The following is a 26,009-nucleotide window of genomic DNA, read 5'->3' on the forward strand; positions in this document are numbered from 1 at the left end:
CCCCATGAACAAACGCACCCTGCTCAGCCTGGCCCCCGTGGCCCTGTTGTCTGCCTGCGGATTCCGGCTGCGTGGCGTGCCGGAGTTCGGCTTCAACTCGCTCTACATCGCCGCCCCCGCCAGCTCGCCGCTGGCGCGGGAGCTGCAGCGCACGCTGGAGGGCTCGGGCGGCCAGCTGCAGCTGCTGCGCGACCCGGCGGCCATGCCCACGGCCGAGGCCATTCTGGATTTGCTGCAAGAGCAGCAGGAGCGTGCGGTGGTGGGGCTCAACGCCTCGGGCCAGGTGCGCGAGCTGCAGCTGCGCCTGCGCATCAAGTTCCGCCTGCGCACCCCGGCAGGCGCGGAGCTGATCCCCGAGACCGAGCTGCTGCAGCAGCGCGACATCAGCTACAACGAAACCATCGCCCTGGCCAAAGAGGCGGAAGAGGCGCTGCTCTACCGCAACATGCGGACCGACCTGGTGCAGCAGCTCATGCGGCGCCTGTCGCTCACGCGTCCGGCCAAATAATTCGACGCAAAAATGCCATCTGCGCGCGGCGGGCATGCCTTTTGAGCTATTGTTTTGATAGCTTGCGAGGCGTGCTCTTGCTACGGCGTGTCCCCCAGAGGCGCGCTCTGGCGCCGCACAAAGCGGCCCGCCCGCGCCCCCGTGGCGCGCTGCGCAGCGGTGTAGCTCAGCACGCCGTTCACCCACACCTGCTCGATGCCCTCGCTGAACTGCTGGGGCTGCTCGAACGTGGCCAGGTCGCGCACACGCTCGGGGTCGAACACCACCACATCGGCCATGTGCCCCGCCAACAGCAGGCCACGCCCGCCCAGGCGAAACCGCTGGGCCGACAGGCCCGTCATCTTGTGCACGGCCTCTTCGAGCTGCAGCAGGCCTTTGTCGCGCCAGTAACAGGCCAGCACGCGCGGGAAGGCGCCCCACAACCGGGGATGTGGCCGTTCATCGTGTGGCAGCCCGTCCGATCCGATCATGGACAGCGGGTGCGCAATCACGCGCTCCACATCGTCCTCGCGCATCTGAAAGTAGCAGGCCCCGCCGGGCTTGAGGCGCACGGTGGCCTCCTGCTGAGGCACGCCCCACTCGCGCGCAATGTCGGCCAGGTAGCGCCCGGCCATCTCGGGGTGGGGCTGGCTGCCGGTGATGAGGATGTCGATGATGCCGTCCACCAGGTCCTCGCGCAGCACGGTAGAGCCAGCGGTGTACGGGTACACGTCCATCGCAATCTCTTGCTGCTGGGCCAGTTGATCGATCAGCGGCAGTGTCTCGCGCGTGCGGCCCCAGTTGGCGGGCCCGGCGCATTTGTGGTGCGAGATGACCAGCGGCAGGCCCGACTGGCGGGCGGTCAGCGCCGCCTCCTGCAACGCAGGCAGGATGCCCGCAAGCTCGTCACGGATGTGCGTGGCATACACGCCGCCGTGGCGCGCGGCCACCGAGGCCACGGCCACCAGTTCATCCACATCGGCCGCATAGGCCTCGCTGTAGAAGATGCCCGACGACAGGCCCAGCGCCCCGGCGGCCATGGCTTCTTCCATGTCGGCGGCCATGGCGGCGCGCTCGTCGGCGGTGGCGGTTTGCCGCAGGTCGGCCAGGTGGCGCATGCGCAGGGCTGTGTGGCCCATCAGTGCGGCCACGTTCACGGCGGGCTGGGCGGCGTCCACGGCACGGGCGTAGTCGGCCATGCTGGCGTGGCGAAACTGCAGGCGCCCCAGCAGCGAGAGCGGGGCGAGCGGGCTGTCGGTCACCACCGGCGCCAGCGAGATCCCGCAGTTGCCCACGATGACAGTGGTGATGCCCTGCGAGAGCTTGGGCAGCATGGTGGGCGCGTCCAGCACGGCGGCGTCGTCGTGCGTGTGCACGTCGATGAAGCCGGGGGCGATCACGCGGCCGGTGCAGTCCACCTCGGTGAAGTGTTCGCAGGCCCGGGCACGGGCCAGGGCGGCGGGGTCGATCTGGCCTGGCTCGGCCAGTGCGGTGATGCGCTCGCCTTCAATCAGCAGGTCGCCCACCCAGCCGGGGCGGGTGGTGCCGTCCACGATGCGGCCATTGCTCAGCAGCGTTGCGTGCGCCATGTCATTCCTCTGCGGCCAGGCCGCGCGATGCGTCTGTGGGATGGCTGGCGGCGCTGGAGTGGCCCTGGCTCGCTTGGCTGTCAAAGGCGCCGACGTACTCGGCGCTGTCAAAACCGTGTTTGTGCAGCAGCTGCTTGAACTGCTGCAGCCCGCGCGTGGCCACCGGGCCGAGCTTTTGTGCGAGCCGCACGGTCATGATTTCAATCACCACCAGATGGGCCAGATAGGCCTCGGTGCCCACGCGCATCACAGCATCCTGCGGCACCGACACGGCCAGCACCAGGTCGGCCACTTCGGCCAGTGGCGTGCCGGGCTGGGTCAGCGCCACCACGGTGGCGCCTTGCGAGCGGGCAAAGCGCGCGGCCTCCAACGCATAGGGCATGCGGCCCACGTGCGAGATGACAAAGGCCACGCCATCGGGCCCCAGCGTGCTGGCCGAGACGAGCTGCTGGTGCGCATCAAAAATCGCGTTGGCCGTGCAGCCCAGGCGGAACAGGCGGCTTTGCAGCTCGCTGGCCATGAAGGTGGAGGCGGCGCCGACCGAGTAACAGTCGATGCGCCGCGCCTGCGCCAGCCGCTCGGCCACGCGGTCGAGCACCTCGGCGTCGAGGTTGCGGCCCAGCTCGGTCAGCGACGACACGGCCGCGTGCACGATTTTGCTGGTCACGTCCTGGGCGCTGTCATCGGCCAGCACGCTGCGGTGCAGGTGCGAGCCCGACACAGCCAAATCTTGCGCCAGGGCGACCATGAATTCGCGCACCGAGTCGTGGCCAAAGCTGCGGCAGGTGCGCACGATGGTAGGCATGGACACGCCCGCCTGCTGGGCCAGTTGTTCCACGGTGGCGACCACGGCGGCGCGCGGGTCGTCCAGCACCACGCGCACCACGCTGCGCTGCGCCTCGGGCAGGTCGGGCTGGCGCTCACGCAGTTGCTGCAGCAGGCTGGTAGGGGTTGGTTTGGACATGGTCAAAAACGGGTGCTGATGGCGCGGGTGATGGTGCCTTCGTCGTCCACGACGGGCAGCCAGCGCCATTTGTCAAAAGTGGTGCAGGGGTGCGAGATGCCCAGGGCCACCAAATCGCCCACGGCAGGGGCAGGGTCTGCAGCGGGGTCGTAGCGCAGGTAGGCGTGGTGGTCGTTGAGCGCGCTCACCGTCCACCCGGTGGGAGTGCTGGCAGCGCGGCGCTCGTGGCGCGGCGCCCAGCGCACGGGCACGGGCATCTCCAGATCGTACGAGACATCGCGCCGCCCGCCGGTGAGCAGGGCCAGCCCAGGCTCGGGCACCGATTGCACCAGGGTCCAGACTTCGAGCGCGGGGCGCAGCGAGGCGTCCAGCCCCTCGCGCTGCTCCACATGCTTCAGAAAGCGCTGGTAGTTGCCATGGTCGTGCGTGATGTAGCAGCCCGAGCGCAGCACGCCCAGCACGGGCTTGGACAGCCCTTGGGTGCGCAGCAGCGGGATGACCAGGTCGAACACGGCCGAGCCGCCTGCGGTGAGCAGGATCTCCGCATCGGCAAACAGGTCCTGCGCATCGCACGCGCGGGCCACTTCGGTCACGCGGCGCACCAGGGCCGTGACTTCGCGTGCATCGTGCTCGCTGTCGCAGCGGGCCACGCCGCCTTCGTAGCATTCCACACCGCCCAGCTGCACGGCGGGCGATTGCGCCATGGCCTGGGCCAGCGCCAGGGCTTCTTCCAGCGTGCGGCAGCCGGTGCGCTGGCCTTGCACGCCCATCTCCAGCAGGCTGTCCAGGCGCCGTTCACCGCGCGCGGTGTGGCCACGTCGCTCGGCCCAGTCTTCAATGCAGCGCAGCTGCGCCAGGCTGTCGATGAGGAACCACACGCGCAGATCAGCGTGGCGCTGCAGCAGCGCGTGCAGGCCGTCCAGGTCGGCATCGCACAGCACCTGGTTGGCAATGATGGCGCGGCGCGCCCCGGCGTCCACCCCCACGCTGAGCTGGTACACCGTGGCAAAGGTCAGGCCCCAGGCGCCTGCCTGCAACTGCTGCGCAAACAGCTCGGGCGACAGGGTGGTCTTGCCGTGCGGGGCCAGGGCCACGCCCTTGCGCTCGGCATAGGCCTGCATCCAGGCCAGGTTGTGGGCCAGGGCGCTTTCGCGGATGACGGCGATGGGCAGGGGCAGATCGCCCGCCAGCACATTCCAGCCGCGCTGGCCCAGGTCGGCGGGGCGGCAGGGCGTTGCGTGCAGCGGGTAGCCTTTGCAGCGGTAGTCAAGCAGGAAGTCGTCGGTCATGGTCGGAGCAAAGGGTTCGTTGGGGCTGTGGCAGTCAGTGCAGAACAATCCGTTCGGGCTGAGCCTGTCGAAGCCTTGCGCGGCGCTTCGACAGGCTCAGCGTGAACGGCTTCGAGTGGATGGACGCAGACTCCATGGATGAATGCCCTTCGACAGGCTCAGGGTGATCGGGTTTATGGATTGGCATGGGACAGCGGGGCGGTTTTCCAGCAGGCGTGCAGATGGCCGGGGGCCACTTCGCGCAGCTGCATGTCGGCGCTGGCGCAGCGCGCCTCGGCCTGGGGGCATCGGGTGCGGAACACGCAGCCCGAGGGCGGGTTGGCCGGGCTGGGCAGGTCGCCCTGCAGCAGCGCGATGCTGCGGCGCTGGGCGGGGTCGGGGATGGGCGCTGCGGCCAGCAGGGCCTGGGTGTAGGGGTGCTGGGGCTGGGCGTACAGCGCCTCGGTGGGGGCGATCTCCATTACCCGACCCAGGTACAGCACCACCACGCGGTCGCACAGGTACTCCACCACGTCCAGGTCGTGCGAGATGAACAGCAGCGTGAGGCCCAACTGCTCCTTCAGCTCACCGAGCAGGTTCACCACCTGTGCCTGGATGGACACATCCAGCGCCGACAGCGGCTCGTCGGCCACGATGAACTGGGGCTCCACCGCCAGCGCGCGGGCAATGCCGATGCGCTGGCGCTGCCCGCCCGAAAACTCGTGCGGAAAACGCTCGGCGTGCTCGGGCCTGAGGCCCACTTGCTCCAGCAGCTGGTGGATGCGCGGCAGGCGCGCGGCGCCCTTGGCCAGGCCGTGCGTATCCAGCGCCTCGGCCAGCACATCGCGGATGCGCATGCGCGGGTTCAGGCTGGCGTAGGGGTCCTGAAAAATGATCTGGATCTGCGAGCGCAGCGGCCGGTATTGCGATTGCGAGAGTTGGGCCAGGTCTTGCGGCGCCGCGCCGCCGTGGTAGCGCATCTGCCCGCTCGTCGGGTCCACCAGGCGTGTGAGCAGGCGGCCAATGGTGCTTTTGCCCGAGCCCGATTCGCCCACCAGGCCGAGGGTCTCACCCCGATGGATGGTGAAGCTCACATCGTCCACCGCGCGCACGGGGTGTGGGCCGCTGCCAAAGTGTTTGCGCAGGTGGGCAATTTCCAAAAGCGGTGCAGCGGTGTCTGTCGGTGCCATGGGCTGTGGGGTGTTCAGGACGGCGTTCATGCGCTCACCTCGGCGGGTTCGGCGTGTTCCTCGCGGTGCAGGCAGCGCACCATGCGGCGCGGGCCGGTGGCTTCCAGCGCAGGCATGGCATGGGTGCAGTCGGCCTGCTGGCGCGTGCAGCGCGGCGCAAACGCACAGCCGGGCGGCGGCGCGAGGGGGCTCGATACCTGGCCCGGAATGGCCACCAGCTTGCGCCGCCCGGCAGCTATTGCATGGTCAGTTGCCTGCGCTTGCCGCCGCGCCACTCCGGGCAGGCAGGCCAGCAGACCGCGTGTGTAGGGGTGCTCGGGCCGCGCAAACAGGTCGTGCACGCGGGCCGATTCGACAATGCGACCGGCGTACATCACGGCCACGGCGTCGGCGTACTGCGCCACCACGCCCAGGTTGTGCGTGACGAACAGCATGCTCATGCCGGTCTCTTTCTGCAACCGCCCCATCAGCGCCAGGATCTGCGCCTGGATGGTCACGTCCAGCGCAGTGGTGGGCTCGTCGGCAATCAGCAGCGTGGGGTTGCAGGCCATGGCCAGCGCAATCATCACCCGCTGGCGCATGCCACCCGAGAGCTGGTGCGGGTACTCGTGCACGCGCTGCGCTGCGGCGGGAATCTCAACCAGCTCCAGCATGCGGCGGGCGTGGGCCAGCGCGGTGCTGCGGTCCATCTTCAGGTGCAGGCGGGCCGACTCGGCAATCTGCTCGCCCACCGTCAGCACGGGGTTCAGGCTGGTCATGGGCTCCTGGAAGATCATGGCCAGCTCGTTGCCGCGCAGCGTGCGCTTCTCGGCCTCGGGCATCGCCAGCAAATCGACCTTGCGGCCGTCGCGCTGCACAAACCAGGCCTGGCCCGTGACCTGCGCTTGCGAGGTGCGGGCGTGCAAGCCCATGAGGGTGAGGCTGGTGACGGACTTGCCCGAGCCCGATTCGCCCACCAGAGCCAGCGTTTCGCCGGGGTAGATGGCAAAGGACACATCGGCCACGCTTTGGATGCGGCCCGCATCGGTGGCGAACGAGGTGGACAGGCCGCTGACTTCGAGCCGGGGCGCGGCGCTCATCGTGGGGGAGGTCATACGGTCTTCTTCAGTTTGGGGTCGAGCAGGTCGCGCACGCCGTCGCCCAGCATCTGCAGCGACAGGGCCGTGAGCACAATGGCCACGCCGGGGGCAAAAATGGTCCAGAACGCCTTGTCGGCATAGTCCAGGCTGCCCGCAATCATGGTGCCCCAGGTGGGGATGTCGGGCGGCACGCCCACGCCCAGAAAGGACAGGCCCGCCTCGGCCAGGATGGCGTAGGCAAAGATGAACGTCACCTGCACCAGGATGGGCGACATCAGGTTGGGCAGGATGTGGCGCCACAGGATGAGGTGCGTGCGCACGCCCAGGGCGCGGGCCGCGTCCACAAACAGCAGCTCGCGCAACACCAGCGTGGTGGCGCGCACGACCCGGGCCACGCGCGGGGTGTAGACGATGACCAGCGCCAGCATCACGTTCCACAGCGACACGCCCAGGATGGACACCAGGGCAATGCCCAGCAGGATGTCGGGGAAGGACATCATCGCGTCCACCAGACGCATCAGCGGGGCATCGAGCCTGCGAAAGAACCCCGCCAGCATGCCCAGCAGCGTGCCCAGCAGCACAGCCCCTGCAGCGGTGACCAGGCCAATCAGCAACGAGTAGCGCGCGCCGTGCACGATGCGCAGCAGCACATCGCGGCCCAGTTCGTCGGTGCCTGCCCAGTGTGTGCCTGAAGGCGCGTGCAGCCGCTCGCTGATCGACAGGGCGTTGGGGTCCGCATCGGACACCCAGGGGAAGACGACAGCGATGCTGGCCACCAGTGTTATCACGATGGCTGAGGCCAGCACCACCTTGCGGGCGAACAGGCGGCGCAGCACGGCCCGCAGGCGGTGCCAGAAAGAAGGGCTCGGGTTCATGGGGCTTCCAGGCGGATACGGGGGTCCACCAGCGTGTACAGAAAGTCGATGGCCAGGTTGATGAAGACGTAAATGGCGGCAATCACCAAGAGCGTGCCCTGGATCACGGGGTAGTCGCGCCGCAGCACCGCGCGCACCACCAGGTTGCCCACGCCGGGCAGGTTGAAGACGGTCTCGGTCACCACGGTGCCACCAATCATCAGCGCCATGGTCAGCCCTAGCACGGTGACGATGGGCACCAGTGCATTGCGCAGCACATGCTTGACCATGATGGTGCCCTCGGGCAGGCCCTTGGCGCGGGCGGTGCGCACATAGTCTTCGCCCAGGATGTCGAGCATGGATGCACGCGTGAAACGGATGATGAGCGCCGAATTGAGCAGCCCCAGCACCAGCGCAGGCAGCATGAGGTGCGACAGCCGCTCGCCCAGCGTGGCCGTGGGGTCGCCATAGCCCGAGGCGGGAAACCACCCCAGCTTGACCGCAAACAGCTGGATGAGGATGAGGCCCAGCCAGAAGCTGGGCACGCTCGCGCCCAGCATGGCCACGCCACTCACGGCTTGGTCGGTGGCGCTGCCGCGCCAGACGGCGGCGGCCATGCCGCAGGGCACGCCCACCAACGCCGCAATGCCCACGGCAAACAGCGCCAGGAACAGCGTGGGCTCGGCCCGCTCCAGCAGGGCCTGGGCCACGGGGCGCTGCAGGAACAGCGACTGCCCCAGGTTGCCCTGCAGCAGCTCGCCCACCCACAGCCCAAACTGCACGGGCAAGGGTTTGTCCAGCCCGTACTGCGCACGGGCCTGGGCAATGTCGGCGGCGGTGGCCTGGTCGCCCAGCAGCAGCGCCACGGGGTCGCCCGAGGCCAGCCGCGTGAGGCAGAACACCAGCACTGCCACCAGGGCCAGCACCACCACGGCGCCGCCCAGGCGCTTCAACAGAAATCGCATCATGGTGCTGTCTGCCCCTGCTTACTTGGCCAGTCCCGTGTTCCAGAAGAACGGCCAGATGGCCGGTGTGTAGCCTTGCAGCTTGGCCGAGCGGGCCGACAAGCCGTTGAACTTGCCCACCTCGATGAACGGCACTTCGTCGTACACCACCTGCTGCACCTTGCCCCATAGCGGGCCGCGCTTGACCGGGTCGGTCTCCTGGTTGAACGCGGCCAGGGTGGATTTCTTGGCGTCAGACTCCCACCAGCCGGGCGCACCGTCACCCAGCTGCGGGGGCGAGAGCATGGGCTCGGGGAACAGGCCCGAGTGCGTGAAGTACACGTCCCACAGCTTGGGGTCGTTGCGGCGCTGCACCAGTGTGGCCCAGTCCACCACCTGCAGCTCGGTCTTGAAGCCCGCCTTCTTGAGCTGCTCGGACATCACCAGCGCCATGTTGTAGTGAAACTCGTACTGGCGGCTGGCCATGATGCGCACGGGCTGGCCGCCGTAGCTGGCCTTGGCCGTCTGCTCTTTGGCGGCTTGCGGGTTGCGCTCGTTGTAGAGCTTGCTGCCCGCGTCCGAGTAGTACGGCGTGCCCTTGGGGAAGAAGTTGGGCTCCACCACAAAGAAGCGGTTGTCGCCAAAGCCTGCGGCCAGCAGCTCGCCCGTGCCCACGGCGGTCTGCACCGCGCGGCGCAGGGGCTGCGAGGCCAGCACGCCTTCCTTGGTGTTGAACACGATGTACGGAAAGCCAAAGTTCTTGGTCACGATGGGCACCACGGCCGGGGCGCCCTTTTCAACGCGGCCAATGGCCTCGACGGGTAGCAGGTCGGCGTACTGGAACTGGCCCGAGAGCGCACCTTCGACGCGCGTGTTGGCGCTAGGCACGGGCACAAAGCGCAGTTCATCGAGCAGCGCCTCGCGCTTGCCTGCGTAGCCGCTGGCGGCTTCCTTGCGGCTGGCGTAGCCGTCAAAACGCACCAGCACGGTGAATTGGTCGGGGCGGCGTTCCTTGAACTGGTAGGGGCCGGTGCCGACGAAGTCCTTGAGCTGCGGCGCAATGCTCTCCTTGGCCATGATGGCGGCCATGCCGCTGGGCAGGGCCAGCTGGGCCAGCAGCGGTGCGTAAGGGGTTTTCAGTTTCAGCTCCACGGCCAGTGCGCCCTTGGCGGTGAGCGAGGCGACCTCTTTGCCCACGGCTTTGCCACGGGGGTTCAGCTCCATCCAGCGCTGCAGCGAGGCCACCACATCATCGGCCGTCATCTCGCGGCCGTTGTGGAACTTCACGCCCTTGCGCAGGGGGATGGTGTAGGTCAGCCCATCTTTGGAGACGGTGGGCAGGCCCTCCGCCAGCATGGGGGCGATGGCCCAGTTGGCATCGAAGGTGTACAGCGGCTCGTACACGTGCTGCATGATGGTGCCCACCAGGTCGGCTGTGCTCACCATGGGGTCCAGGCCCTGGGGCTCGCCCACCATGGCGAGGTTGGCGGCGCCGCCCTTGGACGGGGTGGCGGGGGCCGTTTGGGCCCAGCTGGTGCTGCAGGCCAGGGTGAGGGCGGCGGTCAGCGCCGCTGCACCCAGCAGGTTGCGGCGGCCCCGCAGTTCAAGCGTTGGCAGCGGATGCTGCACCAGGTTGGTTCCAGACGTTTGCATTGCACACCTCGAAGTAATAGGATTACACGAATAAGCACATTCGATGCCAGAATTGCGAACGAGATGGGCATTTCTGGAAGGAATTGTGTAATATCTTTACTCAAAGGAGCGTTTTCCATGCCAGTAGAAACCCTCGGCCAAGCGCCGCTCGCGTCCGATCGCCTCGCACGCCCCCTCTCGCCCGCCACCCGTGCAGGCGACTTCGTTTTTGTCTCGGGCCAGGTGCCCACCGACGACCAGGGCCAGGTCGTTGTCGGCGGTATCGAGGCGCAGACGCGCCAGGTGTTCCAGCGCGTCAAGGACGCCCTGGCCCTGGCCGACTGCACCCTGGCCGATGTGGCCAAGGTCAGCGTCTGGCTGGCCGATGCGCGCGACTTTGGCAGCTTCAACCGCGTGTACATGGAGTGTTTTGGCGACCACCGCCCCGCACGCTCCACGGTCGAGTCGCGCCTGATGATCGACGCCAAGGTCGAGATCGACGTGACGGCCTACAAGCCGCGCGGCTGAGCCATGACCGCAACCAAGCAAGCCGTGTGGGATGTGGTGGCGCTGGGCGAGGCGCTGGTGGAGTTCAACCAGACGCGTCCTGGCGAGCCGCAGTACCTGCAGGGCTTTGGGGGCGACACCAGCAACGCGGTGATTGCCGCCGCCCGCGCGGGCGCACGCACGGCCTACCTCACGCGCCTGGGCAGCGATGCCTTTGGCCAGGCCTTGCTGGACCTGTGGGCGCGTGAAGGCGTGGACACCACGGCGGTGGAGCGCGATGCGCAGCACCCCACGGGCATCTACTTTGTGACGCACGGCGCAGCGGGGCACGAATTCAGCTACCTGCGTGCAGGCTCGGCCGCGAGCCGCATGGCGCCTGCGTGGCTGGCAGATGAGTCGGTGAAGGGACCCGCTGCTGTGCTGCAGCAGTGCCGCATCCTGCATGTGTCGGGCATCTCGCTGGCGGTGTCGGCCTCCGCCTGCGACACGGCCTACGAGGCCATGCGCGTGGCCCGGGCCGCCGGTGCGCGCGTGGCGTTCGACCCCAACCTGCGCCTCAAGCTCTGGCCGCTGGCACGGGCGCGGGCCTGCATCGCGCATGCGGTGTCGCTGTGCGACATCTTCCTGCCAGGGCTCGACGACATGGCCGCGCTGCTGGGCCTGAGCGATGCGGATGCGATTGCCGACTGGGGCCACGCGCAGGGCGCGGCCACGGTGGTCGTCAAGCTCGGGGCCGACGGCGTGCTGCTGAGCAGCGCCGACCCCGCCGTGCCACGCCAGCGTGTGCCGGGCCGCAGCGTGGCGCTGGTGGATGCCACGGGGGCGGGTGATTGCTTTGACGGCAACCTGCTCGCGCGCCTTGCGCTGGGGGATGACCTGGCCGCTGCGGTGCGCTATGCCAACACGGCGGCATCGCTGGCCGTGCAGGGTTTTGGCGCCGTGGCGCCGCTGCCCACGGCGCAGCAGGTGCAGGCGCTGCTGTAACACGGGCCGCTGCGCTCACCCGTTCGGGCTGCGGCCTGCTGTCTGAACGGGTGGGGGCGGCGGGTTTTTGAAGGAAACAAGCCGTTACCGCGTGACCATCATGCCTTTGCAGCTATCAAATTGGTAGTGAATGGGCCTGCGCCCGCTGTGCCGTGCCTTACACAGGCCGTGTCCGCATCAGCGTGCTCTTGCCAAACAGCGACTCCACCAGGTCCACCGCCAGCACAGCGGTCTTGTTGCGCACGTCCAGGGCGGGGTTCAGCTCCACGATGTCGAGCGAAGCCAGGCGGCCGCTGTCGGCAATCATCTCCATGCACAGCTGCGCCTCGCGGTAGGTGGGGCCGCCGGGCACGGTGGTGCCCACGCCGGGGGCAATGTCGGGGTCCAGAAAATCCACATCAAAGCTCACATGCAGGTGGGTGTGGGCGTCCATGCCCGCCAGCGCCCGCTCCATCACCTGGCGCATGCCCACCTCGTCGATGGCGCGCATGTCAAACACCTCCAGGCCCTGCTCGTGCACAAAGCGCTTTTCGCCCGCGTCCACGCTGCGGATGCCGATCTGGCGGATCTGCTCGGGCCGCAGCGCCGGGCCACCGCCGGGCATGGCGGCCAGCTGCGTCAGCTCGGCCGGGCCAAAGCCGCACAGGCAGGCCACGGGCATGCCGTGCACGTTGCCGCTGGGGGTGAGTTCGCTGGTGTTGAAGTCGGCATGCGCGTCGAGCCACAGCACGCGCAGCTTCTTGCCGCTTTCTGCGCAGTGGCGGGCCACGGCGCTGATGCTGCCCAGGCCCAGGCTGTGGTCGCCGCCCAGCAGAATGGGCAGGTGGCCCAGCTGCAGCTCGGCATACACGGCGTCGTACACCAGCCGGTTCCACTGCGCCACCTCGGGCAGGTGGCGGTAGCCGTTCACCGGGGGCAGCCAGGGGTTGGAGGGGCCGCCCAGGTTGCCCCGGTCAAACACCTGCAGCCCATGCAGCTCCAGCGCCGCCTGCAGCCCCGCCACGCGCAGGGCCTCGGGGCCCATCGACGCACCGCGCGCCCCGGCGCCAATGTCGGTGGGCGCACCAATCAGGCTGGTGGGCTGGGCGCTGCGCAGGGTGTTGGGGGGCATGGTCAGGGCTTTCTGTGCGGGGGTGGACAAGGGCAGCGGCCAGGCCGCAGCGCGGGCGGTGGCGCCCGGGCATTCTCGGGGCTTTGGGTGCCAATGAACAGTGCGCGGGCTGATCAGTCCGCCATGGCCTTTGTGCACTGTGCGGGTGTCCACTGGCCATTTGCACAAAACCTGGCGGGGCAAGGCGATAAACTTTGCCGCATGCAAGTCGCCCTGGCCCAACTCTCATCGCATCTTCAACGGGGCCTGTCGCCGCTTTATGTATTGCATGGCGACGAACCCTTGCTGCAGCAAGAGGCCGCCGACGCCATCCGCGCCACGGCCCGCGCCCAGGGCTACACCGAACGCAGCAGCTACACCGTGGCGGGCGCCCATTTCGACTGGAGCGCCGTGCTGGCCGCCGGGGGCTCGCTCAGCCTGTTTGCCGACAAGCAGATCGTCGAGATCCGCATCCCCTCGGGCAAGCCCGGCAAGGACGGCAGCGTGGCCCTGCAGCAGGTGGCCGAATCGGCCCGTGGCAACGACAGCACGCTCACCCTGGTCATGCTGCCGCGCCTGGACAAGGCCACACGCACCGGCGCCTGGTTTGCCGCACTCGAATCCAGCGGCACCTCCATCCAGATCGACCCCATCGAACGCGGCATGCTGCCCCAGTGGATCGCCCAGCGCCTGGCCGCGCAGGGCCAGCGCGTGGTGGCGGGCGAAGAAGGCCAGCGCACCTTGCAGTTTTTTGCCGACCGGGTGGAAGGCAACCTGCTGGCCGCGCACCAGGAAATCCAGAAGCTCGCGCTGCTGCACCCGGCGGGCGAGCTGACCCAGGCCCAGGTCGAGGCCGCCGTGCTCAACGTGGCGCGCTACGACGTGTTCAAGCTGTCCGAGTCCGTGCTGTCGGGCCACACCGCCCGCGTGCAGCGCATGCTCGACGGCCTGCAGGCCGAGGGCGAGGCCGAGGTGCTGGTGCACTGGGCGCTGGCCGAAGACATCCGCGCCCTGAAACGCGTGAAAGACGCCATGAACGCGGGCCGCCCCCTGCCCATGGCCCTGCGCGAAAACCGCATCTGGGGCCCCAAGGAGCGCCTGTTCGAGCGCATCCTGCCCAAGGCCAGCGACGCGGCGTTGGCGCGCCTGCTGCAGTCGGCCCACACGGTGGACGGCATCGTCAAAGGCCTCAAGCAGCCCGACTGGCCGCAGGATGGCTGGCAGGCGCTGCAAAGGCTGGCGTTGCAGGTGTGCCGGTTGACGCAGGCGGCGCGCTGAGGGATGAGCGCCAGAGAACCGTCCAGACTGTGCTCGGCGGGTTTTCGCCCTTCGTGGCTCCATCGGCTGTGGCTTGTGGCCCTGCATGAAAGGCTAGGGTGATGGAGCGCTGGGAGGTTGTTGAACGCGCGGTGCTGCTCGCCGTAGGCGTAGCTTTGTTGGGTCTGTGTGGCTGGCTTGCGTTTGTGCGGATGGGGCCCGAACGGTTTGTGGGGCTCGCGCTGCTGGCTCCGTGTGTCTACTGGGTTTTTTGGCAGGCCCTGCACAAGGAGAGCAAAAAGTCGGTCAGTGCGTTGAGCGACTTCCAGGAGCCCAAGACCTCGGCAGACGATGGACCCTTCGCACGCGCCGAGGCCGACATGGCCAAAGTTTTCCAGCGGGGAATACAGCTGGAGCGCCAAGGACGGCTGGATGAGGAGGCCAAGATGCAGATCAACGCACAGTTGCAAGAGATTTCTGATCAGCTCGGTCAGAAGGTCGCACAAAAACTCTCAAGTGCGCCTGCAATGCGCCGCCAACGCCGGGAGCCCTGGTGGAAGCTGTATGTAGCTTCTCTTTTTTTGCTCGCTTTGGCGGGCGGGGTGCTTGAAGTTGTCGTGGGGACCTACTTTGTCCCTTCGTTTGGCAGAGCCTACCAGTCGGTATTTCCCATACTCATGGCTTTGGCAGTGCCGATCTTCGGTTTTCTCCTGTTCCGCATTGAAAGGCAACAGAACACCCTTGCTGGCCGCTTTCCCTCCTGGGGCGTACGTTGGATCTTCGTGTTTCCAGCCATGGTGCTGGCGTGTTCCCTTTTGGTGCTGCTGTCACCCTACGGATGGTCTGCCTTGGCGGGTTGGATGGTGGGCGTAGCAGATGCACCGGCTCAGCAGGCGAAAGTTTCTTCCGTCGAGGTGGCAAAGCCCAAGTACGGGAAGTGCGATCAGCATGCGGCGCTGGTTATTGACGGGGCTTCTGCGCGCATATGCATTGAAGGCCGTTCGGTGGGCGACTTGCCGAAAGCTGGAGATACGGTTTCGGTGCGTGGCCGTAGTTCCTTCCTGGGCCTGTTCGTAGAGGAGGTGCGTGTACTGCGACAGCCGTGACAGGCGTTTGCGTCTGATGATCGGACTTCACCCCTGTCCAACCACCCCCCGCGCCTTCTCTACCCACATCTGCAAATTCGCCACCAGATCCTTCTGGCTGAACGAGCAGCTTTCCTCTGAAAACAGCGCGCTCGATTCCAGCCGGTCCAGCAGGTTCAGCAGCACCTCGCCGTAGCGCGGGGGCAGGGCGGCGAGCAGGGCCGTCTGCTGGCGGGCCAGGGTGCTCAGGGTGGCGGCGGTGTGGGCGCCGCGTTCAAAGGCCTGCAGGGCTTCGGTCAGAGTGGCGAGCTGGGCGGGGGCGGTGGTGGTCATGGCCGGGCAGTGGGAGTGAGTGGGGCAAGGCCGCAAGGGTAAAGCCAAGTGCGGCAAAATCGCCGAATGAACGCCCTCCACGTCGCTGAATACACGCATTCTCTCGGTCTCCAGGCCAAAACGGCCTCTGCGCTGATGGCCAAAGCGCCTGCAGCTATCAAAAACAAAGCACTCAAGGCGCTGGCACGGCTGCTGCGCGAGAACGTGGATGCGCTGCAGATCGACAACGCCCGCGATCTGGAGCGTGCCCGCGCCGCCGGGCTGGCCGAGCCCATGGTGGACCGCCTGAAACTCAGCCCCAAGGTGCTGGAGACCTGTGCCGAAGGCTGCGAGCAGCTCGCCGCCATGCCCGACATCATTGGCGAGATCCTCGGCATGAAGCAGCAGCCCAGCGGGATCCGCGTGGGGCAGATGCGCGTGCCGATTGGCGTGTTCGGCATGATCTACGAGAGCCGTCCCAACGTGACCATCGAGGCCGCGTCGCTGTCGATCAAGAGCGGCAATGCCTGCATCCTGCGCGGTGGCTCCGAGGCGATCGATTCGAACAAGGCGTTGGCCAAACTCGTGCAGCAGGCGCTGGCCGAAGCGGGCCTGCCGCAAGACGCGGTGCAACTGGTGCAGACCACCGACCGCGAGGCCGTGGGCCAGCTGATTGCCATGCCGCAGTTTGTGGACGTGATCATCCCGCGCGGCGGCAAGGGCCTGATCGAGCGCATCAGCCGCGATGCCAAGGTGCCCGTGATCAAGCACCTGGACGGCAACTGCCACACCTATGTGGACGACCCCTGCGACGTCCCCATGGCGGTGAAGGTGGCCGACAACGCCAAAACCAACAAATACAGCCCCTGCAACGCGAGCGAAGGCCTGCTGGTGGCGCGCGGCGTGGCGGCGGAGTTTCTGCCAAAGATCGGCGCCGTATACGCCGCCAAGGGCGTGGAGATGCGCGGCTGCCCCGAGTCGCTGGCCATCCTTCAATCGGTGGCTGGTGCCCAGCTGGTGCCCGCCACCGAGCAGGACTGGAGCGAGGAATACCTGGCCCCGATCATCAGCGTGAAGATCGTGGCGGGCTTGGACGAAGCCATTGCCCACATCAACCACTATTCGAGCCACCACACCGATGCCATCCTGACGACGAACCATGTCCACGCCCAGCGCTTCCTGCGCGAGGTGGATTCGGCCAGCGTGATGGTGAACGCGAGCACGCGTTTTGCCGACGGCTTCGAGTACGGCCTGGGCGCCGAAATTGGCATCAGCACCGACAAGTTCCATGCGCGCGGGCCGGTGGGCATCGAGGGGCTGACCTCGCTCAAGTACGTGGTGCTGGGCGAGGGCGAGGTGCGGGGCTAATTTGCTATTTATTCGATAGCTAATAACGTAAGCCAGTCGCGCGAAGAGGCCCCATTTCGCTATGAAAATCATCATCCTCGGCGCGGGCCGTGTGGGCCAGAGCGTGGCAGACAGCCTGGTGTCGGAGCGCAACGACATCACGGTGATCGACACCGACGCCGCGCGCCTGCGCGACCTGGAGTCGCGCTTTGACCTGCGGGGCGTGGTGGGCAACGGCATCGAGCCCGCCGTGCTGGCCGAGGCGGGTGCCGAGGACACCGACCTGCTGATTGCCTGCGCCGCGCAGGACGAGACCAACCTGGTGTGCTGCAAGATCGCGCAGCTGCTGTTCAACATCCCCAAGCGCATTGCGCGGGTGCGGTCCACAGGCTTCGAGGCCCATGAGCAGCTGGTGGGCCCCGAGGGTTTTGCGGTGGACCGCATCATCTGCCCCGAAGAATCGCTGACCCGCTACATCGGCAAGCTCATCGAGTACCCCGAGGCCATGCAGGTGCGCGAGTTTGCCGGGGGCCGCGCCTGCTTGGTGTCGGTGCGGGCGCGTGTGGGGGCTCCGATGGTGGGGCACTCCATCGGCGCGCTGCGCGAGAGTGCGCCGGAGCTGGCGATGCGGATGGTGGCGATCTACCGGCGGTTCCCGGACGAGCCCGACCGCTTCATCGCCTGCGACGGCAAGACCCGCATTGAGCCGGGGGACGAGGTGTTTGTGCTGGCCGCACAGGAGCACATCGCCAACGTGCTGGCCGCCTTGCACCGGCCTGCATCCCAGCAGCCCCAGCCTGTGCGCCGCATCATGATTGCGGGCGGCGGGGGCGTGGGGCTGCGGCTGGCGCGGCAGCTCAGCCAGGCGGGTGGGCGCTTTCACATCAAGATCATCGAGGACCATGCAGACCGCTGCGTGGAGCTGGCGTCGGCCCTGCCCCCCGAGGTGCTGGTGCTGCAGGGCGACACCACCGACGAGGATCTGCTGGGCGACGAGGGCATTGAGGAAGTGGACCTGTTCCTCGCGCTCACCGACGACGACGAGGACAACATCATGTCGTGCCTGCTGGCCAAGCGCATGGGCGCGAGCCGCGTGCTGGCGCTCATCAACCGGCGCAGCTATGCCGACCTGATGCACGGCACGCAGATCGACATTGCGCTGTCGCCCGCGCAGGCCATGCTGGGCGAGCTGCTGGCCTATGTGCGCCAGGGCGATGTGCAGGCGGTGCACAGCCTGCGCCGGGGCGTGGCCGAGGCGCTGGAGATCGTGGCGCGCGGCGACCGCAAAAGCTCCAAGGTGGTCGGCCGCAAGGTCAGCGACCTGCAACTGCCGCGCGACGTGCACATCGGCCTGATCGTGCGTGGGCTGCCCGATGCATCGGATGCTGCGGGTGCCGCCGCTTCCGATCTGCGCGAGCCCGAGGTCATCATCCCGCGCAGCGCGACGGTGATCGAGAGCAACGACCATGTGGTGTTCTTCCTGCCCAACAAGCGGCTGGTGCGCGACGTGGAAAAGCTCTTCCGCGTCAGCGCAACTTTTTTCTGACGCCAGCCCAGCGAGCGACCCATGGTGGACATGTTTCCCGTGCTGCGGGTGCTGGGCATCCTGATCATGATCTTTGCGCTGACCATGGGGCTGCCGCTGGCGGTGTCGCTGTGGACGGGCGATGGCGTCTGGTTTGTGTACCCGCTGTCCATGGGCGCCACGCTGCTGGCGGGCGCCTGGCTGTGGTGGCGGCTGCGGCTGTTCCGGCAAGAGCTGCAGCCGCGCCACGGCGTGATGCTGGTGTCGCTGGTGTGGGCGCTGCTGCCGCTGTCGGCTACGCTGCCGCTGATGCTGGCCGGGCACTACACGGGGCACCCGCTGTCGTTCACGCATGCCTATTTCGAGGCCGTGTCGGGGCTCACCACCACGGGCTCCACCGTGCTCACCGGGCTCGATGCACTGCCGGTGTCGGTCAATGTGTGGCGCACCTTTTTGCAGTGGATGGGCGGCATGGGCATCCTGATCCTGGCCGTGGCCGTGCTGCCGCTGCTGGGCGTGGGGGGCAGCCAGCTGTTCAAGGCCGAGGCGGCGGGGCCGCTGAAGGACACCAAGCTCACGCCGCGCATGACCGGCACGGCCAAGGGGCTGTGGGGCGTGTACGCGCTGTTTTCGGTGCTGTGTGGTTTGGCCTACTGGGCCGGGGGCATGGCGCCGCTGGATGCGCTGATGCACATGTTCACCACCGTGAGCCTGGGCGGGCTGTCCTCGCACGACCTGAGCTTTGGCTACTTCCAGTCGCCGCTGCTGGAGGCGATCTGCATCTTCTTCATGCTGGTGGCCAGCTGCAATTTTGCGCTGTACTTTGTGGCGTTTCGCAAGGGCCACTGGGGCGGTTTCTGGCGCGACCCGGAGCTGCGCGCCACCTTGTTTGCGCTCATCGGCGGCGGGCTGGTGGTGGCGCTGCTGCTGTGGGCCAAGGGCGTGTATGCACCGCTCGATGCGCTGCGCCACGGCATGTTCAACCTGGTGTCGCTGGCCACCACCACGGGGTATGCCACGGTGGATTACCTCGCCTGGCCGGTGTTTGCGCCCGTGTTCATGTTGCTGCTGTCGGGCGTGGCCACCAGTGCCGGATCGACGGGCGGCGGGATCAAGATGGTGCGCATGCTCATCCTCGTCAAGCAGGCGCGCCGTGAGATGAACCGCCTGGTGCACCCGCGCGCCGTGCAGCCGGTGTGCCTGGGCGGCGGCGTGGTGGACAACCGCGTGATTTTTTCGGTGCTGGCCTTCATGCTGGTGTATGGCGGCACGGTGTTTGGCCTGAGCATGGTGATGCTGCTGACCGACCTGGACCCGGTGACCGCGTTTTCGGTGGTGCTGGCCAGCGTCAACTGCGCGGGGCCGGGGCTGGGCAGCGTGGGCCCCGCGTCCAACTATGCGGTGCTGACCGATTTCCAGATCTGGGTGTGCACACTGGCCATGCTGCTGGGGCGGCTTGAGATCCTGAGTTTTATGGCCTTGCTCACCCCTGCTTTCTGGCGCCGCTGAAAGAGGTTTGTTCCATGGCGCCTTGCGAAACCGGAAGGCGGCCCCAAATCCCTACAATTCGTCCGCAATTTGCTTCCCGAGGGCATCTATGGTTCCGCATCTCATCACGGCCCTCACGGGGCCGATCAACGAACTCGAACAGCGCATTCTCGACTCGATGCCCGCCATCGAACGCTGGTTCCGCCTGGAATGGATGGAGCACACGCCGCCGTTCTACACCTCGGTGGACATCCGCAATGCGGGTTTCAAGCTCGCGCCCGTGGACACCAACCTGTACCCCGGTGGCTGGAACAACCTGACCAAGGAGATGCTGCCCCTGGCCGTGCAGGCCGCCATGGCCGCCATCGAGAAGATCTGCCCCGAGGCGCGCAATCTGCTGATCATCCCGGAGAACCACACGCGCAATACCTTCTACCTGGCCAACGTGGTGCAGCTGCAGCGCATCTTCAACATGGCCGGCCTGAACGTGCGTGTGGGCTCCATCAGCCCCGAGATCAAGAAGTCCACGCTGATCGAGCTGCCCAACGGCGACTCGGTGACGCTGGAACCCGTGGTCCGCAACAAGGGGCGCCTGGGGCTCAAGAATTTTGACCCCTGCACCATCCTGCTCAACAACGACCTGTCGGCCGGTGCGCCCGGCATCCTGGAAGACATCCACGAGCAGTACCTGCTGCCCCCGCTGCACGCGGGCTGGAGCGTGCGCCGCAAGAGCACCCACTTCAAGAACTACGAAGAAGTGGCCAAGCGTTTCGGCAAGATGCTGGGCATCGACCCCTGGCTCATCAACCCCATGTACAGCCAGTGCGACGGCGTGGACTTTGCCGAGGACAAAGGCATGGACAAGCTGCAGACCACGGTGGATGCGCTGCTGACCAAGGTGCGCCGCAAGTACAAGGAATACGGCATCAACGAAAAGCCGTTCGTCATCGTCAAGGCCAACAACGGCACCTACGGCATGGGCATCATGACCGTGCGCGATGCCAAGGAGCTGGACGCGGTCAACCGCAAGACCAAGAACAAGATGGCCGTCATCAAGGACGGCCAGCCGGTCAACGACCTCATCATCCAGGAAGGCGTGCTGACGCAGGAGCGTGTGCACGAAGCTGTGGCCGAGCCCGTGGTCTACATGATGGACCGCTATGTGGTGGGCGGCTTCTACCGCATGCATGCCGAGCGCGGTGTGGACGAGAACCTGAATGCGCCGGGTGCGAGCTTCGTGCCGCTGGCCTTCGAGCACAGCACCCACATGCCCCAGCCCGGCGTGCGCCCCGGGGTGAGTGCGCCCAACCGCTTCTATATGTATGGCGTGGTGGCGCGACTCGCGATGCTGGCGGCCAGCTACGAGCTGGAGGCGACCAACCCCGACGCCGAGGTGTATGACTGAAGGCGCCCCCTGAGTCGCCCGCGGCGCGTTCTCCCCAAGGGGACGCTGCCAGCGCCTGAAAACAAAGCGCCGCCAGTGCAGCGGGGCGGCCCTTGCGCTGCGGCTGCTGGTCACTGCGCGCCCGTGTTGCAGGTTGCGCCCAGGTGGAGCGGGCCCATGGGTGGCGCAATATGGGTGCGCTTGCCACGCCCGTACCCGCCTGCCAAGGGGGCCCGCCAGGGCCAGTTGCTGCGTCGCAACATTGGGCGGATGCCTCCAGGCGCTTGATCTGGGGCAGGCGCACAATAGCGTTCCCAAAAGTAACAGAACCCCGGCGGCCCCGCGCATGCCGGGTGCGGTCAGTGCAAAGCTCCAAATCTTCGCTCGCAGCGCTCACGCTGGGCGCCATCGGTGTGGTGTACGGCGATATCGGCACCAGCGTGCTGTATGCCGTCAAAGAGGTTTTTGGCTCCGGCCATGTGCCTTTCACCCCGGACAACATCTACGGCATCCTCTCCATCTTTTTCTGGACGCTCACGGTCATCGTGTCGCTGAAGTACGTGGTGCTGGTGCTGCGCGCCGACAACCACGGCGAGGGCGGCCTGATCGCGATGTTGGCGCTGGCCTCGCAGGCCGTCAAAGACAAGCCCCGGCTGCGCGGCGTGCTGCTGGCGGTGGGCATTTTTGGCACCTCGCTGTTCTATGGCGACGGGGTCATCACCCCGGCCATCTCGGTGCTGTCGGCGGTGGAGGGGTTGGAAGTGGTTTCGCCCCACTTCAAGCAGTACGTGATCCCCATCACCCTGGTCGTGCTGTTCTGCCTGTTTGCCGTGCAAAAGCGCGGCACCGGGGGCATTGGCAAGTTCTTCGGGCCCATCACCCTGGTGTGGTTCGTCAGCATTGCGCTGCTGGGGGTGTCGCACATCGTGGGCCACCCCGAGATCCTCTGGGCCCTGAGCCCGCACCACGCGCTGGGCTTCATGTGGGCCAACCCGGGCACCAGCTTCATCATCCTGGGCGCGGTGGTGCTGTGCGTGACGGGTGCCGAGGCGCTGTACGCCGACCTGGGCCACTTCGGCAAGCGGCCCATCCGCCTGGCCTGGTTCACCGTGGCCATGCCGGCGCTCACACTCAACTACTTTGGCCAGGGCGCTCTGCTGCTGGCCGAGCCCGAGGCCGTGAAGAACCCCTTCTACATGATGGCCCCCGACTGGGCGCTGATCCCGCTGGTGGTGCTGGCCACCATGGCCACGGTGATCGCCTCGCAGGCCCTGATCACCGGCGCCTTCAGCGTCACCAAGCAGGTCATCCAGCTGGGCTACCTGCCGCGCCTGAACATCCAGCACACCAGCGTGCGCGACACGGGGCAGATTTACATGCCGCTGGTCAACTGGGGGCTGTTCGCAGCCATCGTGCTGGCGGTGGTGATGTTCCGCTCGTCGAGCAACCTGGCCGCCGCCTACGGCATCGCCGTGACGCTGGACATGCTGATTACCACCACGCTGACCTTCTTCGTGATCCGCTACGGCTGGGGCTATCCGCTGGCGCTGTGTATCGCGGCCACGGGCTGCTTCTTTGTGGTGGACCTGGCGTTCTTCGCCTCCAACATGCTCAAGCTGTTCCAGGGCGGCTGGTTCCCGCTCATGATCGGCGGCATCGTGTTCGCCTTCATGATGACCTGGAAGGAAGGGCGCCGCCTGCTCAACGACAAGCTGCGCGCCGATGCGATTGACCTGAAAGACTTCCTGGAGTCGGTGTTCATCAGCCCGCCCACGCGTGTGGACGGCACGGCCGTCTTCCTCACCGCCGAGACCGGCGCCGTGCCCAATGCGCTGTTGCACAACCTCAAGCACAACAAGGTGCTGCACCAGCAGAACCTGTTCGTCACGGTGCACAACCACGAGACGCCCTGGATCGGCCTGGACAAGCGCCTGCAGGTCGAAGCCCTGGGCCACGACTGCTGGCAGGTGGTGATCCACTACGGCTTCAAGAACGACCCCGACGTGCCCCGTGCGCTGGAGCTGCTGCGCGGCCGGGGCTGCGAGCTGGAGGCCATGACCACCAGCTACTTCCTCTCGCGCGACACGGTCATCCCCACCATGGGTGGCGGCATGGCGCCCTGGCGCGAAAAGCTGTTTGCCCAGATGCACCACAACGCCAGCGGCGCGGCGGATTTCCTGCACTTGCCCAACAACGCGGTGGTGGAGCTGGGGTCCAAGATCGAGATCTGAGCGGATTTCTTGAGGTTTTTTGGGCTCCTGCGCGCGACCATCAAGCAAAGTGTGCTATTAAATATGTAGCATTTTGATGGGTGGCGCTGCGGGCAGCCCCCTGCGCTGACGGTTGTGGGGGCGCGGTGCCAGAATCCAGCCCATGCAATTTTTCAAAGACCTGAGCCTCTCGACCTTTGTCGCGGGGTTCGTGGCGGTGCTGGTGGGTTTCACCAGCTCGGTGGCCATCGTGTTCCAGGCTGCACAGGCGTTTGGCGCCACGCCCGCCCAGGTCACTTCCTGGATGTGGGCGCTGGGCCTGGGCATGGGCCTGTGTTCGCTGGTCCCCTCATTGATCCTGCGGCAGCCCGTCATGGTGGCCTGGTCCACCCCTGGCGCGGCTGTGCTGGCCACGGCCGGGCTGACCGGGGGCTTCAGCATGGGCGAAGCCGTGGGGGCGTTCATGGTGAGTGCGGTGCTCATCACCCTGGCAGGCGTCACCCGCTGGTTCGAGCGTGTGATGAACCGCATCTCGATGGAGATCGCTGCCGCCTTGCTTGCCGGTGTGCTGGCGCGGTTTGGCCTGCAGGCGTTTGCGGCGGCCCAGACGGCGCTGCCGCTGGTGTTGCTCATGCTGCTGGTGTACTTGGTCAGCCGCCGCTGGCTGGCGCGGTATGCCGTGGTCATCACGCTGGCGGTGGCCGTGGCGTATGTGGCGGCCCGCGGGCAGATGGCCTGGTCGGCGGTGCAGCTGGAGCTGGCGCTGCCTGTGTTCATGGCGCCGGAGTTCAGCGTGGCCGCCCTGGTCAGCCTGGCGATTCCGCTGTTTGTGGTCACCATGGCCTCGCAGAACCTGCCGGGCGTGGCGGTGATCCGCGCGTCGGGCTACGACCTGCCGGTGTCCCGCCTCATCACCCTCACCGGCCTGGCCACCCTGGTTCTGGCCCCGTTTGGCGCCTTTGCGCTCAACTTCAGCGCCATTACCGCCGCCATGTGCATGGGCCCGGAGGCGCATGAAGACCGCAGCCGCCGCTACACCGCAGCAGTGTCCTGTGGTGCCCTGTATGTGGCGATTGGGTTGTTTGGTGCGGTTATCACCGGGCTGCTGACAGCCTTCCCCAAGGAGCTGGTCGTGGCCATTGCAGGGCTGGCGCTGCTGGGCACCATCGGCAACGGCCTGGCCGCCGCGTTGCGGGACGAGTCCCACCGGGAGGCAGCGCTCATCACCTTCCTGGTCACGCTCAGCGGTGTGGTGGTGGCGGGGGTGGGGTCGGCCTTCTGGGGCGTGGTCGCCGGCAGCATTGCCTTATTTGTGCAACAGTACAGGCGTTCGCAGGCGGGGTGCGTTTAACCCCTCGCCTGCCCGGGCCACTGGCCCCATTCACTTTTCTGATCCGACACCATGCAACTGCTCTTCATTGCCGACCCGCTGCACAGCTTCAAGATCTACAAGGACACCACTTTCGCCATGATGCGCGAGGCGCAGCGTCGTGGCCACACCCTGGCGGTGTGCGAGCCGCAGCAAGTCACCTGGCAACGGGGCGGCAAGGTGACGGCCCGGGTCCAGGATATCCGTCTCACGGGGGATGCGACCCACTGGTACGACGCCCAGCCAGAGCGCAGCGCTGTGCTGGCCGACTTTGATGCGGTGCTCATGCGCAAGGACCCGCCCTTCGACAGCGAGTACTTCTACGCCACCCACCTGCTGGAGCAGGCCGAGCGCGAGGGCGCCCGGGTGTTCAATAAGCCCCGGGCCTTGCGCGACCACCCGGAAAAGCTGGCGATCATGGAGTTTCCCCAGTTCATCGGTCCCACGCTCGTCACGCGCGATGCGGCAGACATCCAGCGCTTTCATGCCGAGCACCAGGACATCATCCTCAAACCGCTGGACGGCATGGGCGGCATGGGCATCTTCCGTGTCGGGCCCGATGGCCTCAACCTGGGCAGCATCACCGAAACCCTGAATCGCCACGGCGCGCAGAGCGTGATGGTGCAGAAGTTCCTGCCCGAGATCGTTGACGGAGACAAACGTGTGCTCATCATTGGCGGCAAGCCCGTACCTTTCTGCCTGGCCCGCATCCCGCAGGGCAGCGAAGTGCGCGGCAACCTGGCGGCTGGTGGCAAGGGCGTGGCCCGGCCCTTGTCTGCGCGGGACCGGGAGATTGGCGAGGCCCTGGGACCTATCTTGCTGGAGCGGGGCCTGTTGCTGGCGGGGGTGGATGTGATTGGTGATTGCGTCACCGAGATCAATGTGACCAGCCCCACCTGCTTTCAGGAGATCTTCGACCAGACGGGTTGTGATGTCGCCTTCCTGTTTGTGGACGCGCTCGAAGCCGCTGCGGCCGCCCATCAGGGTTGAGTCGCCTGAATCAGTGGATTTCTTTTCAACCCCCCTCAACCCATGCTATAGTCGAGGGCTTCGCTTCTGAAGAACTTGCCCGGATGATCTGATTGTCTGGTGCTGTGTTCGGTGGCTGGTGGTGATGCTCTTCGGGGTTGTGCTGCTGGTGGTTGAGGAGGTTGAAGAAAAGTTTTGTTTTGTTGTCTGGGTGGTTAAAAACTCGGTATAGAATACAAGGCTTCGCTGGGTAGAGCGGGTTGTTGGCAGATGCTGATGACTTCGAAAGAAAAGCAAAAAGTTTGACAGTTCTTAAAAAACTGTGCTAGAATTCAAGGCTCAGCTGATCGCAGCTAAGTCGGGAAAGCAAAGAAAGATTTCGGTCTTTGTGAGTGATCCGGTTCATTAAAAATATACAGCCGATAAGCGTGGGCGTTTGATGGCGAGTGCCAAGTTCTTTGGAACTAGTGCTTAG

Annotated in this window: 22 protein-coding genes; 12 read left to right on the plus strand and 10 right to left on the minus strand. The window is 66.6% G+C overall.

The annotated features are described in order from the left end of the window. Positions 1-4 precede the first annotated feature (4 nt). Positions 5-508 (plus strand): LPS assembly lipoprotein LptE, encoded by a 504-nt coding sequence (lptE, locus tag A1D30_RS16030; protein ID WP_063461731.1) that lies wholly within the window; start codon positions 5-7, stop codon positions 506-508. 80 nt (positions 509-588) lie between these two features. Here lptE and A1D30_RS16035 read toward each other — a convergent pair whose 3' ends face one another. From A1D30_RS16035 to A1D30_RS16070, 8 genes are all read right to left on the minus strand, one after another. Then, a complete protein-coding gene (locus A1D30_RS16035) occupies positions 589-2,076 on the minus strand; it encodes a D-aminoacylase (protein ID WP_063461732.1) in 1,488 nt (495 codons plus the stop codon). Between the two features lies 1 nt (position 2,077). Next, the gene (locus A1D30_RS16040) at positions 2,078-3,040 is read right to left on the minus strand and encodes a MurR/RpiR family transcriptional regulator (RefSeq protein WP_063461733.1); all 963 of its coding nucleotides are present in this window, start codon (positions 3,038-3,040) and stop codon (positions 2,078-2,080) included. Between the two features lie 2 nt (positions 3,041-3,042). Then, positions 3,043-4,329, minus strand: a complete 1,287-nt coding sequence (locus A1D30_RS16045; RefSeq protein ID WP_063461734.1) for an amino acid deaminase — start codon at positions 4,327-4,329, stop codon at positions 3,043-3,045. Between the two features lie 173 nt (positions 4,330-4,502). Further along, a complete protein-coding gene (locus A1D30_RS16050; RefSeq protein WP_082836487.1) occupies positions 4,503-5,528 on the minus strand; it encodes an oligopeptide/dipeptide ABC transporter ATP-binding protein in 1,026 nt (341 codons plus the stop codon). Next, positions 5,525-6,592: an ABC transporter ATP-binding protein gene (locus A1D30_RS16055; protein ID WP_063461736.1), complete on the minus strand. Its 1,068-nt coding sequence runs from the start codon at positions 6,590-6,592 to the stop codon at positions 5,525-5,527. The genes A1D30_RS16050 and A1D30_RS16055 overlap by 4 nt, the downstream gene beginning before the upstream one ends. Continuing rightward, positions 6,589-7,452 (minus strand): ABC transporter permease, encoded by an 864-nt coding sequence (locus tag A1D30_RS16060; protein WP_063461737.1) that lies wholly within the window; start codon positions 7,450-7,452, stop codon positions 6,589-6,591. The genes A1D30_RS16055 and A1D30_RS16060 overlap by 4 nt, the downstream gene beginning before the upstream one ends. Next, a complete protein-coding gene (locus tag A1D30_RS16065) occupies positions 7,449-8,399 on the minus strand; it encodes an ABC transporter permease (protein WP_063461738.1) in 951 nt (316 codons plus the stop codon). Before A1D30_RS16065 ends, A1D30_RS16060 begins: the two co-directional genes overlap by 4 nt. Positions 8,400-8,417: 18 nt before the next feature. After that, the gene (locus A1D30_RS16070) at positions 8,418-10,028 is read right to left on the minus strand and encodes an ABC transporter substrate-binding protein (protein ID WP_063461739.1); all 1,611 of its coding nucleotides are present in this window, start codon (positions 10,026-10,028) and stop codon (positions 8,418-8,420) included. 117 nt (positions 10,029-10,145) lie between these two features. Between A1D30_RS16070 and A1D30_RS16075 the strand changes: the two genes are divergently transcribed. Continuing rightward, on the plus strand, positions 10,146-10,535 hold the full coding sequence (locus tag A1D30_RS16075) for a RidA family protein (protein WP_010466576.1): 390 nt from the start codon (positions 10,146-10,148) through the stop codon (positions 10,533-10,535). Between the two features lie 3 nt (positions 10,536-10,538). Then, positions 10,539-11,498 (plus strand): sugar kinase, encoded by a 960-nt coding sequence (locus tag A1D30_RS16080; RefSeq protein ID WP_063461740.1) that lies wholly within the window; start codon positions 10,539-10,541, stop codon positions 11,496-11,498. A 157-nt stretch (positions 11,499-11,655) separates the two neighbouring features. On the opposite strand, the gene rocF is transcribed toward A1D30_RS16080, so the two are convergent. Beyond that, positions 11,656-12,609 (minus strand): arginase, encoded by a 954-nt coding sequence (gene rocF, locus A1D30_RS16085; protein ID WP_063461741.1) that lies wholly within the window; start codon positions 12,607-12,609, stop codon positions 11,656-11,658. A 201-nt stretch (positions 12,610-12,810) separates the two neighbouring features. Here rocF and holA point away from each other — a divergent pair, with 201 nt between their 5' ends. Then, on the plus strand, positions 12,811-13,866 hold the full coding sequence (gene holA / locus A1D30_RS16090; protein ID WP_063461757.1) for a DNA polymerase III subunit delta: 1,056 nt from the start codon (positions 12,811-12,813) through the stop codon (positions 13,864-13,866). Positions 13,867-13,967: 101 nt separating this feature from the next. Beyond that, positions 13,968-14,951: a hypothetical protein gene (locus A1D30_RS16095; protein WP_063461742.1), complete on the plus strand. Its 984-nt coding sequence runs from the start codon at positions 13,968-13,970 to the stop codon at positions 14,949-14,951. A 27-nt stretch (positions 14,952-14,978) separates the two neighbouring features. On the opposite strand, the gene A1D30_RS16100 is transcribed toward A1D30_RS16095, so the two are convergent. Next, positions 14,979-15,263 carry a hypothetical protein gene (locus tag A1D30_RS16100; RefSeq protein WP_063461743.1) on the minus strand — a complete coding sequence of 95 codons (285 nt, stop codon included), beginning with the start codon at positions 15,261-15,263 and terminating at the stop codon, positions 14,979-14,981. A gap of 66 nt (positions 15,264-15,329) precedes the next feature. On the opposite strand from A1D30_RS16100, the gene A1D30_RS16105 reads away from it, so the two are divergent. From A1D30_RS16105 to gshB, 7 genes are all read left to right on the plus strand, one after another. Next, positions 15,330-16,610, plus strand: coding sequence for a glutamate-5-semialdehyde dehydrogenase (locus A1D30_RS16105; RefSeq protein ID WP_063461744.1), 1,281 nt, complete (start codon positions 15,330-15,332; stop codon positions 16,608-16,610). 61 nt (positions 16,611-16,671) lie between these two features. Then, complete coding sequence (gene trkA / locus A1D30_RS16110; RefSeq protein ID WP_063461745.1) at positions 16,672-18,135, plus strand: Trk system potassium transporter TrkA; 1,464 nt, start codon at positions 16,672-16,674, stop codon at positions 18,133-18,135. Between the two features lie 21 nt (positions 18,136-18,156). Beyond that, positions 18,157-19,623 (plus strand): potassium transporter TrkG, encoded by a 1,467-nt coding sequence (locus A1D30_RS16115; RefSeq protein ID WP_063461746.1) that lies wholly within the window; start codon positions 18,157-18,159, stop codon positions 19,621-19,623. Between the two features lie 88 nt (positions 19,624-19,711). Then, positions 19,712-21,007: a glutamate--cysteine ligase gene (gene gshA, locus A1D30_RS16120; RefSeq protein WP_063461747.1), complete on the plus strand. Its 1,296-nt coding sequence runs from the start codon at positions 19,712-19,714 to the stop codon at positions 21,005-21,007. Between the two features lie 341 nt (positions 21,008-21,348). Further along, positions 21,349-23,217 carry a potassium transporter Kup gene (locus A1D30_RS16125; protein ID WP_063461748.1) on the plus strand — a complete coding sequence of 623 codons (1,869 nt, stop codon included), beginning with the start codon at positions 21,349-21,351 and terminating at the stop codon, positions 23,215-23,217. Positions 23,218-23,359: 142 nt separating this feature from the next. Further along, a complete protein-coding gene (locus A1D30_RS16130; protein WP_063461749.1) occupies positions 23,360-24,547 on the plus strand; it encodes a benzoate/H(+) symporter BenE family transporter in 1,188 nt (395 codons plus the stop codon). Between the two features lie 51 nt (positions 24,548-24,598). Beyond that, on the plus strand, positions 24,599-25,555 hold the full coding sequence (gene gshB / locus A1D30_RS16135) for a glutathione synthase (protein WP_063461750.1): 957 nt from the start codon (positions 24,599-24,601) through the stop codon (positions 25,553-25,555). Positions 25,556-26,009 lie beyond the last annotated feature (454 nt).

Source organism: Acidovorax sp. GW101-3H11 (assembly GCF_001633105.1).
Lineage (GTDB): Bacteria > Pseudomonadota > Gammaproteobacteria > Burkholderiales > Burkholderiaceae_C > Acidovorax.

Coding starts and splice junctions, on each gene's coding strand:
- lptE (WP_063461731.1), top strand. CDS start 5: ATGAACAAACGCACCCTGCTCAGCCTGGCCCCCGTGGCCCTGTTGTCT.
- A1D30_RS16035 (WP_063461732.1), bottom strand. CDS start 2,076: ATGGCGCACGCAACGCTGCTGAGCAATGGCCGCATCGTGGACGGCACC.
- A1D30_RS16040 (WP_063461733.1), bottom strand. CDS start 3,040: ATGTCCAAACCAACCCCTACCAGCCTGCTGCAGCAACTGCGTGAGCGC.
- A1D30_RS16045 (WP_063461734.1), bottom strand. CDS start 4,329: ATGACCGACGACTTCCTGCTTGACTACCGCTGCAAAGGCTACCCGCTG.
- A1D30_RS16050 (WP_082836487.1), bottom strand. CDS start 5,528: ATGAACGCCGTCCTGAACACCCCACAGCCCATGGCACCGACAGACACC.
- A1D30_RS16055 (WP_063461736.1), bottom strand. CDS start 6,592: ATGACCTCCCCCACGATGAGCGCCGCGCCCCGGCTCGAAGTCAGCGGC.
- A1D30_RS16060 (WP_063461737.1), bottom strand. CDS start 7,452: ATGAACCCGAGCCCTTCTTTCTGGCACCGCCTGCGGGCCGTGCTGCGC.
- A1D30_RS16065 (WP_063461738.1), bottom strand. CDS start 8,399: ATGATGCGATTTCTGTTGAAGCGCCTGGGCGGCGCCGTGGTGGTGCTG.
- A1D30_RS16070 (WP_063461739.1), bottom strand. CDS start 10,028: ATGCAAACGTCTGGAACCAACCTGGTGCAGCATCCGCTGCCAACGCTT.
- A1D30_RS16075 (WP_010466576.1), top strand. CDS start 10,146: ATGCCAGTAGAAACCCTCGGCCAAGCGCCGCTCGCGTCCGATCGCCTC.
- A1D30_RS16080 (WP_063461740.1), top strand. CDS start 10,539: ATGACCGCAACCAAGCAAGCCGTGTGGGATGTGGTGGCGCTGGGCGAG.
- rocF (WP_063461741.1), bottom strand. CDS start 12,609: ATGCCCCCCAACACCCTGCGCAGCGCCCAGCCCACCAGCCTGATTGGT.
- holA (WP_063461757.1), top strand. CDS start 12,811: ATGCAAGTCGCCCTGGCCCAACTCTCATCGCATCTTCAACGGGGCCTG.
- A1D30_RS16095 (WP_063461742.1), top strand. CDS start 13,968: ATGGAGCGCTGGGAGGTTGTTGAACGCGCGGTGCTGCTCGCCGTAGGC.
- A1D30_RS16100 (WP_063461743.1), bottom strand. CDS start 15,263: ATGACCACCACCGCCCCCGCCCAGCTCGCCACTCTGACCGAAGCCCTG.
- A1D30_RS16105 (WP_063461744.1), top strand. CDS start 15,330: ATGAACGCCCTCCACGTCGCTGAATACACGCATTCTCTCGGTCTCCAG.
- trkA (WP_063461745.1), top strand. CDS start 16,672: ATGAAAATCATCATCCTCGGCGCGGGCCGTGTGGGCCAGAGCGTGGCA.
- A1D30_RS16115 (WP_063461746.1), top strand. CDS start 18,157: ATGGTGGACATGTTTCCCGTGCTGCGGGTGCTGGGCATCCTGATCATG.
- gshA (WP_063461747.1), top strand. CDS start 19,712: ATGGTTCCGCATCTCATCACGGCCCTCACGGGGCCGATCAACGAACTC.
- A1D30_RS16130 (WP_063461749.1), top strand. CDS start 23,360: ATGCAATTTTTCAAAGACCTGAGCCTCTCGACCTTTGTCGCGGGGTTC.
- gshB (WP_063461750.1), top strand. CDS start 24,599: ATGCAACTGCTCTTCATTGCCGACCCGCTGCACAGCTTCAAGATCTAC.